Source organism: uncultured Friedmanniella sp., from assembly GCF_964244005.1.
Classification (GTDB): domain Bacteria; phylum Actinomycetota; class Actinomycetes; order Propionibacteriales; family Propionibacteriaceae; genus Microlunatus.
Genome location: NZ_CAXTHG010000008.1, coordinates 140,258 through 154,363 on the forward strand (window position 1 = coordinate 140,258; position 14,106 = coordinate 154,363).

The window sequence follows — 14,106 nt, forward strand, 5'->3', positions numbered from 1 at the left end:
CGTAGGGCCGGCTGCGGAGCATTCGTCAGCGGTTAGCTGATCCGGACGGGTCGGAGGTGGTGGACCAGCAGGGCCAGCCCGGTGCTGAGGGCCCAGAGGGTGAGGCCGAGGCCGCCCAGGACGGCTCCGCGGACGGCGAAGGTGGGGGGGAGGAAGCGGGCGTGTCGCAGCACGATCCGGGGTACGGCGGCGATCGGCTCGGCGGCGACCAGCAGGGCGTACGGCAGGCCGAGGGCGACGAGCCAGCGTGCGGTCGGGCGTACCTCGCGCCGCTGCTCCCAGCGTTCGCGCCAGGGCCGGGTGGCCACCGGCAGCAGCACCGAGATCAGGTTGCCGACGCCGAGCCAGGTCAGGATCGGTAGCAGGACGCCCGGCAGCGTGATCACGAGTCGGTGGCTGGCCTCTTCGGTCACGGTGATGACGGCGGTGGCGGCCAGCGTCGGCAGCCCCACCACCAGCAGCAGGGTGACGTTCTTGACGATCAGGATCCGCCCGAGCGGTACGTCGTGCGTCAGCTCGGCGTCGACCCGGACGGCGTCGGCGCCCAGGATGTTCGTGGTGGTGACGTCGGCCAGGATCCAGACGGCGAAGTAGGTCCCGACGAGGATCGCCCAGTCGCGGTGCGGCTGACCGGTGAGCGGCTGGACCACCAGGTAGAGCAGCGACAGCACCAGGTTGAACGCGACCCCGTTCAGCCAGGGCCAGGGTCGGCGGAAGAACCACACCACCTCGTGCCGCACTTGAACAGCCAGGGCCTCTCCACGGGTCAGCGGCGGTGTCCCGACCGCCACCGCGGCGGACCCGTCAACCCGGGTCACCACGCCGCCGCAACTCGTAGCGCCGTTCGGCGTAGTCGAGGTCATCCACCCAGAGCTGTCGCGCCGTACGCCGGATCATCGGCTTCAGCACCGGGGAGAACCAGCGGGCCGCGGCAAAGCCCGGCCGGTCGGAGTAGGCGATCGTCGCCTCGGTGATCATGGTCATCGGCCGTCCCTCGGCGTCGGTCCCCAGCGGGGTCGCGTGCGTCTCCACCACGCTCCCGGCGCCCTCGCCTTCCACGATCCGCATCACGATCGTCCGGGTGTCCGGGCAGCTGAACTCGGCCCGGACCGGCACCCCCCAGGTACGGCTCAGCCGGAACGTCACGTCGACGACCAGCACGTGCTCGTCGCTCGCGTCGTCGTCGACGACCAGGTGGCTGAACGCGTACGGGTGGAACCACGACCCGTGCCACGGGTCGAGCCGGTTGGCGATCACGTCCTGCGGCTCGCAGGTCCCGGGTTGGGCGATGACCGCGCTGACCGAGTCCAGCAGTGGCGGCCGGGGCGGCAGCGCCGGGGCGGTTGTCGGCTCCTCGCCGGCGGTGGGCAGACCCACCCAGACCAGGACACCGTCGTCGAAGGCCCGGTACGGGCTCCAGCCCGGCTGCGGCTGGTCGTCGAACGCCAGACCGTGCCAGCGGCAGTACATCGTGCCCTCCAACACCGGGCAGCGGTCCATCAGCGCACCCAGGTGGGGGCAGGCGCCGGGGCCGGCGACGAGCGCGCCCGCGGCGTCGCGCCACAGCACCACCTCGCGGCCAGCAATCGTCCGGGCCACCGACTCCTTGCGACCGACGTCCCCGCTCGCCCCGGCGACGAACCAGCCGCCGGAGTTCTGGGCCTGTGAGGCGACCAGGGCGGCGGCGATCCGGCGCGGCTTGGCCAGCCGCCAGGTGGAGAGCATCCGGTTCTCGTGCGGCTGCGGCACCCGCGAGATCGGGATCCGGGAGCGGACGGCCGCCGGCATCGGCAACCCGGGCACCAGCGAGTCCTCCGCCGCCTCCTGACCGGTCGGCTGCCGGGAGACGGGGTCAGCGGGTGTCCGAAGCGACATGGTCGGCGCTCCTCTCGATCTCGGGTCCGGCGGCCGGTGCAACGGTCCTCGGTGGTCCCACCACCATGATGCGCGCGGCGGTGACGGCCTTGCGCCAGGTGGGAACGCGCACCCGGCTGCTGAAGACGTCGTAGTCCGCCGCCTCGATCCGGTCGAGAATTCTCGCGTACAGCACGCGGGCGGCGCCCACGCAGCGGGCCGACCGGCCGGGCAGCAGGGCGATCCCCACGTCCGCCTGCCGGTACAGCTCCCGGTTGCGGTCGATCTCGAAAGCCAGGCACGCCTGCCACTCCGGCGAGGCGGTGCGGGTGGTCAGATCGACCCCGAACCGGCGCAGGTCCTCTTGCGGCACGTAGACCCGGCCGCGGTCGAGGTCCTCGTCGACGTCGCGGAGGAAGTTGGTGAGCTGGAAGGCCAGGCCCAGCGCGCGGGCCGGTTCGTAGGCCATCGGGCTGAGCGGCTCCAGCACCGGCAGCATCATCTCCCCGATCACCGCAGCCGAGCCCTCCATGTAGCCGCAGAGGTCGTCCCACGTCTCGTAGGAGGTGGTGGTCAGGTCCATCGCCATCGCGCCGAAGAAGCGGTCGAAGCACTCCGGGTCGATCTCGCACTCGACCACGGTGTTGACCACGGCCGCCATCACCGGGTCCTCGCCCAGACCCCCGCCGGCACGCCGGGACGCCAGGGCCGTCCGGAACTGGGTCGCGAAGGCCTCGAGCGCGGCGGCCGTCGCCACGGTGTCGCCCTGGTCGATGACGTCCTGGTCGTCGACGATGTCGTCGGCCAGCCGGCAGAGCGCGTAGACCGCGTACACGTGCTTGCGGCGGGCCCGCGGCAGCAGGGCGGCACCCCAGTAGTAGGTGGTGCCGTACTCCCAGGTCAGCTTGCCGCAGCGCTTGTACCCCTCCTTCAGCAGATCCAGAGTCATGGGCGGTCCGGCAGGTACGCCGCCACCCGCTGCGCGGCGAGCTTGCCCGAGATCAGCACCATCGGCACCCCGACGCCGGGCACGGTGCCCGAGCCGGCGAAGAACATCCCGGGCAGTCTGAGCTCCACGTTCGGCGGCCGGAAGGGGCCGGTCTGGGGGAAGGTGTGGGCCAGCGCGAACGGGGTGCCGGCGGCCATCCCCTGCCGCTGCCACTCGACCGGGTCGACGAGCTCCTCGGCCAGGATCTCGTCCGGGTAGCCGTTCTCGGTGAGGAAGCCGTGCAGCCGGTCGCGCATCGCCGGCGCCTCGGTCTTCCAGTCGATCTTTCCACCGGACAGGTTCGGCACCGGCTCGAGCACGAACAGCGTCGAACAGCCCTCGGGGGCCGCGGCCGGCTCGTCGAGCGAGGCGACGGTGACCATCCGGGACGGGTCCGGCATCAGCTCGCCGCGGTCCAGCAGGTGCTCGAACGCGGTGTTCCACTCCGTCCCGAAGTGGATGTTGTGGTGGGCCACCGGCGCTTCGGGCACACCACGGACACCGACGTGCCAGACCACCGCGGACGGGGAGTAGTCGCCCTTGCCCGGGCGCGCAGCCCGCGGCGGCGTGAGCTCGGGCAACAGCTGCTCGTACGCCACCGGGGTGTCGAGCGTGCAGACCACCGCGTCGGAGGCGACGACCCCGCCGCCGGCCAGCCGGACGCCGGCCACCCGGCCGGTCGGGGAGCGCAGCACCGACTCGACGGACTCGCCGTAGCGGAACTGCACCCCGGCCTTCTCCGCGGCCTGGGCCAGCGCGAGCGGCACGGCGTGCATGCCGCCCTCGGGGAAGTAGACGCCCTCGATGCTGTCCATGTAGGTGATGACGGCGTAGAGGGCCAGCGCCTTCTCCGGCGCCAACCCGGCGTACATGGCCTGGAAGCTGAACAGCCGGTGCAGCCGCGGGTCGCGGAAGTGCGAGCGGACCGCAGGGCCGAGCCGACGGAACGCGCCCAGCTGCACCAGCTTGGCTGCGGCCAGCGGGTTCTTGAACAGGCCGAGCGGGGAGTCGAAGTTGGTGTCGATGAAGTTCGGCATCTCGACGACGTAGAGCTTGCGCAACCACTCCACGAAGCCTTCGAACGCGGCGGCGTCGACGCTGCCGCAGGTGTCGGCGATCTCCTGCCGCATCGCTTCGCGGTTGCCCCGCACCATGATCGTGCTGCCGTCGGCGTAGACGGCCCGGTACGCCGGGTCGAGACGCTTCAGCGGTCCCAGCAGCGAGAGGTCGCTGCCCGCGGCGCGGAGCACGTCGGCGATCAGGTCGGGCATGGTGAGCACGCTGGGCCCGGTCTCGAAGGTGAAGCCGTCCCGTTGCAGCAGGCCTGAGCGGCCGCCGGGGATGTCCTCACGCTCGACGACGGTGACCTCGTAGCCCCGGCCCGCCAGGTGGCAGGCGGACGACAGCCCGGCCAGCCCGGCGCCGATGATCACGACCTCGTTCACGACTGGGTCCTTCCGTACAGCATCATCGGTCCCGCCAGGCTATCCGGTGGGCCATCTGGGTCAGTCCGGCGGCGCCCTGGGGATCCAGGCCAGCCCCGTCGAGCAGGCCGACGGCGGTGTGCACGTGCGCGCTGATCCGCGACTCGACGGCATCCACCACGCCACCGGCGCGCAGCGCGTCCTGCAGGAACGCGACGTCGGCGGGGCTGAGCTCGGGCGTACCGACCCGCTCCAGCACGTCGCGGGCCAGACCCTGGAGCAGGTCGTGGGCCAGCGCGAGGATCACGGTCGGCTTGCCCGACAGCAGGTCGTCGCCAGCGGGCTTGCCGGTCCGGGCTGGGTCGCCCCAGACCCCGAGCAGGTCGTCGCGGAGCGCGAACGCCTCACCGACCTCGGCCCCGTACGCGGCCAACAGGCCGAGTGTCGCGTCGTCGGCCTCAGCGGCCAGGGCGCCGAGCTGCAACGGCCGCCAGACGGTGTAGCAGCCGGACTTCATCTGGGCCACCTGGCGCGCGTGCTCCAGGTCGCGCCGGCCGGCGGCGCTGCCGATCACGTCACGGCTCTGACCGCGTACCAGCTCGATCACCAGCACCCGCCAGACCCGGCGGAGCGGCTCGGGCAGCGAGGCGACCAGGTGGTCGGCCTCGGCGTGGGCCAGGTCGCCCACGAGCACCGCGATGCTCTCGCCGAACCGGGTCGCGCTGCCCTGGCCGGCGCTGTGCAGGTGCAGCTGGGCGGCGAGGGTGTGCACCGAGGGCTGGCCCCGCCGCGAGCTCGACTCGTCCATCACGTCGTCGTGGATCAGCGCAAAGATGTGCAGCAGCTCCAGCGCGGTCGCGACCTCGAGCAGGTCGGCGGCCCCGCGGTCCTCGCGCCGCCCGCCGGCCACGACCCAGCCCCAGAACGCCATGCTGGGCCGGATCCGCTTACCGCCCGTCCCGGTCAGTCCGCGGACGAGCTCGGGCAGGTCCCGGTCGGCGAGGATGTCGACCGACGCGTCGCTGCCGGCCGGCGCGACCTCTTCGGACCAGATCCGTTGCAGGTCAGCCACCACGTCGGTGAGCCGACCGTCGACGCGGGCCAGGAAGTCCTCGTTCAGCTCCCGCGCCCGACGCGTCGGCAGGGCCACCACGCTCGGACGGAGTAGCCGGGGGGCGCCGACGGCCGAGGGCTGGCTCACCGTCGGTCTCCGGTCATCACGAGCGAGCGGCCAGCTCGGTCACCTGCAGGACCGCCCACGGAGAAAAGACGTACGGCGTTGCTTCGACGGCGGTCACGATGTCCTGCCATTGCCCCCACTTCCAGTCCATCACTTCCGCTGCATTCGCAGCGGGGTTCGCCGACGGATGCATCGTGCGGGCGCGGAAGACCGGGCAGACCTCGTTCTCCATCACCCCGCTCGCGTCGACGGCGGTGTAGGCAAAGTCGGGCAGCACACACTCCAGGTCGGTCAGCTCGAGGCCCAGCTCCTGGTCGATGCGACGGCGGACAGCGTCCTCGGGCGCCTCGTCCGGCTGCGGGTGGCCGCAGCAGGTGTTGGTCCACACCCCTGGCCAGGTCCGCTTGGTCAGCGCGCGCCGGGTGAGCAGCAGCCGGTCGTCGGCGTCGAAAAGATAGAGCGAGAAGGCCAGGTGCAGCGGCGTCCGCAGACCGTGCACCTCCGACTTGAGCCGGGTGCCGATGGCCCCCCCGTGGTCGGCGAGCAGCACGACCCGCTCCTCGGCCGTCGCCACGGAGGCGGAGGTCAGTCTCATCAGGCTGCACGCGGGGGGTGAGGAGTAATGCGCATTGCGTCACTCTACTGAGGTCGCGCCGCGCCCTCGGGACGCAAACCGTCTGCGGCCGGGCCGAGGGATCTCGGCGCGGGCGCCCGGCGGTGGTCGTCCACACCGTAGGTCACAGCCAGGTTTCGGTTGGCTACCCGGCCGCGATGATGATCTACGATGGCCGTCAAGCGGCTGCCGAGGGGCGGACCGCCACACCACGTTCGGAGACATACTGCACGAATGCGTCGCGGGGGCCGCGCTCGGATAGGGAGAGTCGGTTCTGATGTCAGCGCCTCTGCAGGCCGGTCCACCAGGCACGCCCGTGCTGGCGGCCTCCGTCATGACCGCGGAGGTCGCGCGTTGAGTACCTCGCCTGGTCCGGCGCTCGGCTTCGGCTCGTCGCTCGCGCTGCTGCGGAACGCGCAGAAGTCCAGCAAGGGTGCACCGCCCTACTCGCTCTTCGTCAACCGGCCGCTCGGTCGGATCTTCGCCGCGGCCGCGCACCAGCTGGGGATGACCCCCAACCAGGTCACCTACGTGAGCGCGGCCTGCACCCTCGCCGGGCTGCTCGTGCTGGGGCTCGGCCCCGCCGGCTGGGGGAGTGGCGTCATCGTCGCCGCCCTGCTCGTGCTCGGCTACGCGTTCGACTCCGCGGACGGCCAGCTCGCCCGGTTGCGCGGCGGCGGCAGCCTCCTGGGCGAGTGGCTCGACCACATGATCGACTCGGCCAAGGTGGCGTCACTGCACCTGGTCGTCCTGGTCGCCTTCTACCGACACTTCGACCTGCGTCCCGGCTGGCTGCTGGTGCCGTTGGCGTTCGCGGTGGTGTCCGCGGTGCACTTCTTCGGCATGATCCTGGTCGACCTGCTCGGCCGCGCCCGTCGGGCCGAAGCCGGGGTCCCGGCGCCGCCGAAGGAGTCGGCGGAGCTGGCGAAGACGCTGCTCAAGCTGCCGACCGACTACGGGATCATGTGTGTGGTCTTCCTGCTGCTCGGGGCGCACGACCTCTTCTTCGGGATCTACACCTTCCTGGCCCTGGCCACGGCCGGCTACACGCTGCTGGTGGTCCGCAAGTGGCGGCGCGACGTCGTCGCCCTCGATGCCCTCGCAGTCCCGAAGCCGGCGGCGTCCCCGGTGAATCCCCCACAAGGAGCAGTCCGATGAAGATCGCCCTGATCGGCACCCGCGGCGTCCCCGCCCGCTACGGCGGCTTCGAGACCTGCGTCGAGGAGGTCGGCCAGCGGCTGGCGGCCGCCGGCCACGCCGTCACCGTCTTCTGCCGGCGCAGCGACGACGAGACCGGTCCGCCGCTCGCCAACTACCTCGGGATGTCCCTGGTGCACCTGCCGGTGGTCCGCCGGCGGTCGCTGGAGACCCTGGCCCACACCACGCTGTCGGTCCTGCACCGCTCGCTGAGCGGCACGGACGCGGCCGTGGTCTTCAACGCAGCCAACGCCCCGCTGCTGCCCGTCGTGAAGGCCCGTCGGATCCCCGTGGCCACCCACGTGGACGGCCTGGAGTGGCGCCGCGGCAAGTGGGGACCGACCGGCCAGCGCTACTACCGGGCCGCTGAGTCGCTGTCCGTACGCTGGTCCGACGCCCTCATCGCCGACGCGCAGGGCATCGCCGACTACTACGCCGCCGAGTTCAGCGCCCAGACCGAGCTGATCGCCTACGGCGCGCCGATCCTGACCGACCCGGGGGCTGAACGGGTACGCGAGCTGGGCTTCGAACCGGGCCGCTACCACCTGGTGGTCGCCCGCTTCGAGCCCGAGAACCACGTGCTCGAGATCGTCCGGGGCTATGTCGCCAGCGCCGCGACGCTTCCGCTCGTCGTGGTCGGCTCGGCGCCGTACGCCGACGCCTACACCGCGAGCCTGCGGGCCGCAGCCGACGGCCGGGTGCACCTGGTCGGGGGCATCTGGGACGCCGACCAGGTCAACGAGCTGTACGCGAACGCGCTGACCTACCTGCACGGGCACTCCGTCGGCGGTACCAACCCGTCGCTGCTCCGTGCCGCGGGCGCCGGCACCTTCACCATCGCCCACGACAACGTCTTCAACCGCGAGGTGCTGGCTGAGGACGCCACGTACTTCGCCGGACCGGCCGACGTGGCCCGGCTCGTGGTCGCAGCGGAGGCCGACCCGCAGCGGACCCGTGACCGCGGTCGCGACCTGCAGGCCGAGATCCGCCGCTACAACTGGGACGACGTCGCCGCCCGCTACGAGGACCTGTGCCAGCGGCTCGCGCGGCGCGAGCTCGGCCCGCGCCCCTCGGGCCGCCGGACCGGGGTCGACATCCGGGCGCTCGAGCCCGAGCGGCAGCCCGTCCACACGTGACGGGACAGGGAGGCGGTGGCGGGCCGGTCCTGGTCGTCCACCCGTCCCCGGACCTGTACGGGGCCGACCTGCAGATGCTGCAGACGGTCGTCGCGCTGGTGGAGCAGGGCCGCCGGGTCGTCGTGGCGCTGCCCGACGACGGTCCCCTGGTCCCGCGGCTGCGGGCCGTCGGCGCCGAGGTGCGTTTCGTCCCGTTCCCGGTGCTGAGCAAGGGTCAGGCCAACGCCAAGGGTCTGCCGCTGATGCTGCTTCGGGCGGTCGCCACGCTGGTCCGAGGGACCGTGCTGCTGCGGCGGCTGCGGCCCGCCGTGCTCCTGGTCAACACCGTGACGCTGCCCTGGTGGCTGCTCGTCGGCCGGCTCACCCAGACCCCGACCGTCGGCTATCTGCACGAGGCCGAGACTGACGCCCGGCGGGTGGTCCGGCGAGCCCTGGTGCTGCCGCTGCGGCTCGCGGACGCCGTGATCGTGATCAGCCAGGCCGCCCTCGCGGCGATGACCGACGTCGAACCCGCCCTGGCCGGTCGCGCCCGGCTCGTCTACAACGGCGTCCCCGGTCCGGCGGCCGAGCCGGTGCCGCCGCCGGTCGCGCCCCCCCACCGCTTCGTCGTGGTCGGCCGGCTGTCGCCGCGGAAGGCCCCGGACGTGGCGCTGGCCGCCCTCGCGCTGGTCCGGTCGGACGGCTTCGACGCGGTGCTGGAGGTCGCGGGCACCACCTTCCCCGGGTACGAGTGGTACGAGGACCAGCTCCGCGAGCGGGCCGCGGCCGACGACCTGGCGGGAGCGGTCACCTTCTCGGGCTACAGCTCGCCGATCTGGCCGGTGCTCGAACGGAACGGCTACGTGCTGGCGCCCTCGCTGCGCGAACCGTTCGGCAACGCGGTGGTGGAGGCGCAGCTGGCCGGCCGACCCGTCGTGGCGGCGGCCTCGCTCGGCCACCTGGAGAGCGTCACCGACGGCGGGACCGGACTGCTGGTGCCGCCCGGCGACGCCGAGGCGATGGCGGCAGCGATGGAACGCCTGATCGGTGACGCCGAGCTCGGGGTACGACTGGCTGAGCGGGCCGCCGCCGAGGCCGTCCGACGCTTTTCCGTCCCGCGCTATCGCCGCGAGATCGTCGCGGTCGTGGACGCGGTTGACCGGCTGTGATCTGAGGCTCAATGCGGTCAAACCGCCGCGCTGAACCGATATCTGCCGATAAGATTTCGCCGTCGACGGGGACATTGATACCCGCATTCGATCTAAGAAGCACTTCTGGGAGTCCGTGATGGTGATCGGCTATCTGCTGGGCACGTTCGACCTGCTCAACGTCGGTGACCTCGACGTCCTCGCGCAGGCCCGGCTGCGCTGCTCGCACCTGGTGGTCGGCGTGCACACCGACGACGCCGTGGCTGCGGTCGCCGGCCGGCCTCCGGTCGTGCCGCTCAACGAGCGACTGGCGCTGCTGAGCCACGTCCGCGGCGTCGACCAGGTCGTGGTGCACGAGCAGAGCGCCACCGCGGCGACGGCGGACGTCGTGCTCACCGTCGACGGCGAAGGGTTGCTGCCCGCAGCGGAGGTGCTGAGCCCACGCCGGTGCTCGGCGAGCGCCACCCTGCGTCGGGCGTTGGACCCGTTGACGGTCGACCGCGGCGTCCGGTCCGAGGACGTGGCGTGAGCGCCGCGGCGCCGGTCGTCGGCTACGTTCCCGGCGCGTGGGACATGTTCCACGTCGGCCACCTCAACATCCTGCTGCGCGCCCGCGAGCACTGTGACCGGCTGCTGGTCGGCGTGGTCACCGACGAGGCGCTCTACGCGGCCAAGTCGAAGTACCCCGTCGTGCCGCTCGAGGAGCGGATGGAGGTCGTGGCGGCGCTCGACATCGTCGACGAGGTGACCACCGACTTCTCCAGCAACAAGCTCGAGGTGTGGCAGCGGGTCGGCTTCGACATCTTGTTCAAGGGCGACGACTGGCGCGGCACCGCCAAGGGCGACAAGCTCGAGGCCGACATGGGTTCGGTCGGCGTGCAGGTGCACTACTTCCCCTACACCGCCCACACCTCCAGCACGCTGCTGCGCTCCCTGCTCGCCGAGCGCTGAGCGGGCTCAGCTCGGGGCTTTGCCCCGGAAGGCGACGATGTCGGTCCTGACCGAGTAGTCCACCGTGATCAGGACCTCGGCCCGCTGGTCGGTCGGCACGGCGAAGACGTAGCGTCCGCTCGCCTGCTTGCCGTCCTTGACCGAGGCCGGCAGCGCCTGGACGCCGGGGCCGCTGAGCACCGAAGCCGGCTGCTGGTCGGGGCCGTAGAGCAGGTTCACCACCGTGTTGCTGAGGTCGACCGTGCGCCCGGACCGGTTGGTGAGGGTGACCGAGGTCCGGACGGCCGGACCGGCCACCTCACCGGGCCCCTGAGCCTTGCCGGTCACCGCCTCCAGCGTGGTCACCCGGGCCGTCAGCCCGCGGTCGACCGTCTCGGTCGTGTCGAGCGGGACCGGCGACCTCGTCCGTGGTCCCGTGGTCGGCTCGGGCGCGGTGCTCGCCGACGTGTCCCCGGCCGACGACGCCGGCCGGCTGGTCGAGGAGGTGGGGGACGCCGAGGTCTGGCCGCCTGAGGTGGGAGAGCCCGTGGCGCTGGCCGCCGGGGTCGGGCTGCTGCTGGCAGCGACGGTGCCTCCGGGACTGCGGACCGCCCGTACGACCAGCACCGAGACCACGACCACCACCACGACGGCGACCGCCAGCACGAGCCAGGCCAGCCGGGGTCGCGTGATCGTCGGACCTGACACCATGCAGCGACCTTAATCGACCCGAAAGCAACCGGCGGGGATCACGGCGTCGAGCGGGTAGGCGTTCGGTGGTTCCCTCATTTGTCGCCGCGACCGGACTCTGTCGAGCGTCCATCACGCTCAGACCGGAACCGACGACGTCAACGAGAGGCGGATATTGAGGGGCTCGGTCGAAAGCCGACCGACGAGATCTCGCTTTCGTTCCGACGTTTTGTTCCCCGGATTGCGGAAGCCCATTCTGATACCGTTCCTGGCGGTGCAACCCACTCTCGGGACTTGCCGTCGACAGGGGGAGTCGCACGCGTGGCGTCGAACGGACCGCGGCCCTGGGCAGCTCGTCTCGGGGTCGGCGCAGTCGTGCTGCTGCTGGTGCTCGCCGTCGTGATCGTCGTGGCGAACCAGCGGTCGGACCGCGACGCGCCCGCTGACGCCGTCCCGAGCTACGGACCTGGCCGGGTGGTGGTCACCGACACCTTCACGCGCACCGTCGAGACGGGCTGGGGCACCGCCGACGTCGGCGGCGCGTACGACGTGACCGTGCCCGCCGACTACTCGGTCGAGGACGGCCTCGGCAAGGTGACCCTGCCGCGTCCCGGGTCCTCACGGCTGGCCACCCTGAGCTCGGTCCGGACCGCCGACCTGCTCACCTCGGTCGACATCCTCGCGCCGCGTCCCACCCAGCGAGGCAGCGGCGTCTACGTCGGCCTGCAGCTGCGGACGAACGGCTCCTCCTACTACCGGGTCACCGTGCGCTTCGCCTTCGACAAGCGGGTGTTCCTCTCGATCGCGCGCTTCGACGGCAGCGACGACCAGAAGCTGGTGCTGCTCGAGGAGCGGACCGTCGCCCGTGGGGTCAAGCAGGGCCAGCGGCTCAACCTGACGGTGGCGCTGAGCGGCGCGTCGCCGGTCCAGCTGACCAGCACCGTGAAGACGGGGTCGGCCAAGCCGGTCCAGCTCGCTGCCACCGACAGCACCGCGTCCCGGCTGGTGGCTGGTGGCCCGCTCGCGCTCTGGACCTACGTCGCCGGCAGCTCCGACGCCAACAAGACGGTCGGCCTCGACAACCTGAACGTCCGCCAGCTCTCCGTCACCGGCGGGACCGCCGACGGCGACGCCGGATCGGGAACGGCCACCAACGGCGCCGGCTCGCTCGGCGAGCCGGTCCCGGTGCCCGCCGACCCGGCCGAGGCCGCCGATCCGGCCGGAACGGTCGAGGACGAGGCAGGCGACGGTCAGGGGCACGGGTCGTTACCGCCGGGCACCACCCGTTACCCGGTCCCAGAAGGGGCCGTCTTCGTCAGCCCCAGCGGCGGTCCGACGGCGTCCGGTTCGCTCGAGGACCCCTTCGACACGATCCAGGCGGCGGTCGACGCCGCGCCCGCGGGGGCCACGGTCGTCGTGCGCGCCGGGAGCTACCACGAGAGCGTCCTGCTGCCGATCGCCAAGGTCGTGCACCTGCAGTCCTACCCGGCGGAGGAGGTCTGGCTCGAGGGCAGCTCCGTCGTCGACGGCTGGCGGCGAGTGGGTACGGGCTGGGAGGTGCCGTGGTCGTACGAGTTCGACTCCAGCCCGACGTACACCAAGGGCGCGAAGGACCGGAAAGAAGCCGGCTGGAACTTCGTCAACCCTCAGTTCCCGCTGGCCGCCCACCCCGACCAGGTGTGGGTCGACGGTCGGCGGCTGACCCAGGTCGGGCGCCGCAGCCAGCTCAGCGACGACAGCTTCTACGTGGACACCAAGGCCCAGCTGCTGGTGGTCGGGTCGGACCCGAGCCGCGCCGAGGTCCGCGCGAGCACCCTCGACAAGGCGCTGACCATCGTCGGCGTCGGTGACACCGTCCGGGGCATCGGGGTCCGGCGCTACGCCACCTCGGTCTGGCAGCTGGGCGCGGCCACGGTGAACAACTCCGGCGTGACGCTGGAGAACATGGTGTTCGCCGACAACGCCACCACCGGGTTGTCGGTCTTCGCCGCCGACGTCACGCTGAACCAGCTCACCTCGGCCCGTAACGGGCTGATGGGCTTCCACGCCAACCAGGCCGACCGGCTGGTGGGTACCGACCTCGCGGCCATCGACAACAACCTCGAGCACTTCAACCGCGCCCCGGCCGCCGGCGGGATGAAGCTCACCTCGTCCCGGCACGTCCAGATCTCCGACAGCGAGTTCGCCGACAACGAGGGCCACGGCCTGTGGTTCGACGTCGCCTCCTACGACGTCGACCTCACCGGCAACCGCGCCGAGCGCAACACCGGCTCGGGTGTCGTGCTCGAGATCTCCAGCCGCTTCCGGCTGGTCGACAACGTCGCGCTCGACAACGGCCTGAACGGGATCTGGGTGATCGACACCGACCGGGTCGAGATCGCCAACAACACCCTCGCCCGGAACGAGGGCGCCAACCTGGTGCTGGTCACCGACGGCCGTTCGGGGCAGAGCCCGGGGCTCAGCACCGGCGACCCGCGCCGGCCGCAGGATCCCGACATGGTCTGGGTCAGCCGGGACGCCAAGGTCTACAACAACGTGCTCGCCGACAGCGGCAGCTGCGTGGTCTGCGTCGTCGACTACACCGGTCAGTACCCCGCCAGCGAGCTGCAGCTGCAGATCGACCACAACTACTACGCCCAGACCGCCAAGGACGGGGTGTCCTTCGCCGACTGGCCCGCGGGTCGCAAGGGCTCGTCGCTGGCGTACGTCGACCTCGACCATTACCGCGAGGCCACCGGCCAGGACGCGAACAGCGTCGTCGCTCCACCGTCGGCCGGCCGCGCGGTCAGTCGCGCCGGCGGGCTCAGCGCAGCCGTCAACACGGTGGCGCCCGACGTCGCCGACGGTCTCAGTGGTGCGGCCGCCGCGGCGTCCGGCGGCGAGCCTGGGCTCCGCCAGCTCGGCGCCTGGAGCTAGCCCGCATCTTTCATGGGGTGGTTGTTGATCATGGTCGGGCGGGTTTTGCCG

General features: G+C 71.9%; 14 protein-coding genes. 7 read left to right on the forward strand and 7 right to left on the reverse strand.

Annotation, left to right across the window (positions count from 1 at the left end; genetic code table 11):
- Window positions 1-32: 32 nt before the first annotated feature.
- Genes ACFE76_RS07420 through idi form a run of 6 tightly spaced genes read right to left on the reverse strand, consistent with a single transcriptional unit; the run spans window position 33 to window position 6,041 of the window.
- On the reverse strand, window positions 33-821 hold the full coding sequence (locus ACFE76_RS07420; RefSeq protein WP_375431104.1) for a hypothetical protein: 789 nt from the start codon (window positions 819-821) through the stop codon (window positions 33-35).
- On the reverse strand, window positions 805-1,875 hold the full coding sequence (locus ACFE76_RS07425; RefSeq protein WP_375431105.1) for a DUF5914 domain-containing protein: 1,071 nt from the start codon (window positions 1,873-1,875) through the stop codon (window positions 805-807). Before ACFE76_RS07425 ends, ACFE76_RS07420 begins: the two co-directional genes overlap by 17 nt.
- A complete protein-coding gene (locus ACFE76_RS07430; protein ID WP_375431106.1) occupies window positions 1,853-2,803 on the reverse strand; it encodes a phytoene/squalene synthase family protein in 951 nt (316 codons plus the stop codon). Before ACFE76_RS07430 ends, ACFE76_RS07425 begins: the two co-directional genes overlap by 23 nt.
- Window positions 2,800-4,287, reverse strand: coding sequence for a phytoene desaturase family protein (locus tag ACFE76_RS07435; RefSeq protein WP_375431107.1), 1,488 nt, complete (start codon window positions 4,285-4,287; stop codon window positions 2,800-2,802). Before ACFE76_RS07435 ends, ACFE76_RS07430 begins: the two co-directional genes overlap by 4 nt.
- Before the next feature lie 22 nt (window positions 4,288-4,309).
- Window positions 4,310-5,467, reverse strand: a complete 1,158-nt coding sequence (locus ACFE76_RS07440; protein ID WP_375431108.1) for a polyprenyl synthetase family protein — start codon at window positions 5,465-5,467, stop codon at window positions 4,310-4,312.
- 16 nt (window positions 5,468-5,483) lie between these two features.
- On the reverse strand, window positions 5,484-6,041 hold the full coding sequence (gene idi, locus ACFE76_RS07445; protein WP_375431109.1) for an isopentenyl-diphosphate Delta-isomerase: 558 nt from the start codon (window positions 6,039-6,041) through the stop codon (window positions 5,484-5,486).
- 372 nt (window positions 6,042-6,413) lie between these two features.
- On the opposite strand from idi, the gene ACFE76_RS07450 reads away from it, so the two are divergent.
- The 5 genes from ACFE76_RS07450 to ACFE76_RS07470 all read left to right on the forward strand — a co-directional run bounded on the left by ACFE76_RS07450 (window position 6,414) and on the right by ACFE76_RS07470 (window position 10,470).
- On the forward strand, window positions 6,414-7,217 hold the full coding sequence (locus ACFE76_RS07450) for a CDP-alcohol phosphatidyltransferase family protein (RefSeq protein WP_375431110.1): 804 nt from the start codon (window positions 6,414-6,416) through the stop codon (window positions 7,215-7,217).
- Window positions 7,214-8,392: a DUF1972 domain-containing protein gene (locus ACFE76_RS07455; RefSeq protein ID WP_375431111.1), complete on the forward strand. Its 1,179-nt coding sequence runs from the start codon at window positions 7,214-7,216 to the stop codon at window positions 8,390-8,392. Before ACFE76_RS07450 ends, ACFE76_RS07455 begins: the two co-directional genes overlap by 4 nt.
- Window positions 8,389-9,540, forward strand: coding sequence for a glycosyltransferase family 4 protein (locus ACFE76_RS07460; protein WP_375431112.1), 1,152 nt, complete (start codon window positions 8,389-8,391; stop codon window positions 9,538-9,540). Before ACFE76_RS07455 ends, ACFE76_RS07460 begins: the two co-directional genes overlap by 4 nt.
- A 118-nt stretch (window positions 9,541-9,658) precedes the next feature.
- On the forward strand, window positions 9,659-10,048 hold the full coding sequence (locus tag ACFE76_RS07465) for an adenylyltransferase/cytidyltransferase family protein (RefSeq protein WP_375431113.1): 390 nt from the start codon (window positions 9,659-9,661) through the stop codon (window positions 10,046-10,048).
- The gene (locus tag ACFE76_RS07470) at window positions 10,045-10,470 is read left to right on the forward strand and encodes an adenylyltransferase/cytidyltransferase family protein (RefSeq protein ID WP_375431114.1); all 426 of its coding nucleotides are present in this window, start codon (window positions 10,045-10,047) and stop codon (window positions 10,468-10,470) included. The genes ACFE76_RS07465 and ACFE76_RS07470 overlap by 4 nt, the downstream gene beginning before the upstream one ends.
- A 6-nt stretch (window positions 10,471-10,476) precedes the next feature.
- On the opposite strand, the gene ACFE76_RS07475 is transcribed toward ACFE76_RS07470, so the two are convergent.
- On the reverse strand, window positions 10,477-10,815 hold the full coding sequence (locus ACFE76_RS07475; RefSeq protein ID WP_375431115.1) for a hypothetical protein: 339 nt from the start codon (window positions 10,813-10,815) through the stop codon (window positions 10,477-10,479).
- Between ACFE76_RS07475 and ACFE76_RS07480 the strand changes: the two genes are divergently transcribed.
- Both ACFE76_RS07480 and ACFE76_RS07485 read left to right on the forward strand, forming a co-directional pair.
- Window positions 10,808-11,173 carry a hypothetical protein gene (locus ACFE76_RS07480; RefSeq protein ID WP_375431116.1) on the forward strand — a complete coding sequence of 122 codons (366 nt, stop codon included), beginning with the start codon at window positions 10,808-10,810 and terminating at the stop codon, window positions 11,171-11,173. The two genes, ACFE76_RS07475 and ACFE76_RS07480, sit on opposite strands and share 8 nt — an antisense overlap.
- A gap of 287 nt (window positions 11,174-11,460) precedes the next feature.
- Window positions 11,461-14,055 (forward strand): right-handed parallel beta-helix repeat-containing protein, encoded by a 2,595-nt coding sequence (locus ACFE76_RS07485; RefSeq protein ID WP_375431117.1) that lies wholly within the window; start codon window positions 11,461-11,463, stop codon window positions 14,053-14,055.
- Window positions 14,056-14,106: the final 51 nt, after the last annotated feature.

Bases quoted from the DNA above. Each gene is read 5' to 3' on its own strand.
- ACFE76_RS07425 (WP_375431105.1), bottom strand. From the start codon at position 1,875: ATGTCGCTTCGGACACCCGCTGACCCCGTCTCCCGGCAGCCGACCGGT.
- ACFE76_RS07430 (WP_375431106.1), bottom strand. From the start codon at position 2,803: ATGACTCTGGATCTGCTGAAGGAGGGGTACAAGCGCTGCGGCAAGCTG.
- idi (WP_375431109.1), bottom strand. From the start codon at position 6,041: ATGAGACTGACCTCCGCCTCCGTGGCGACGGCCGAGGAGCGGGTCGTG.
- ACFE76_RS07455 (WP_375431111.1), top strand. From the start codon at position 7,214: ATGAAGATCGCCCTGATCGGCACCCGCGGCGTCCCCGCCCGCTACGGC.
- ACFE76_RS07465 (WP_375431113.1), top strand. From the start codon at position 9,659: ATGGTGATCGGCTATCTGCTGGGCACGTTCGACCTGCTCAACGTCGGT.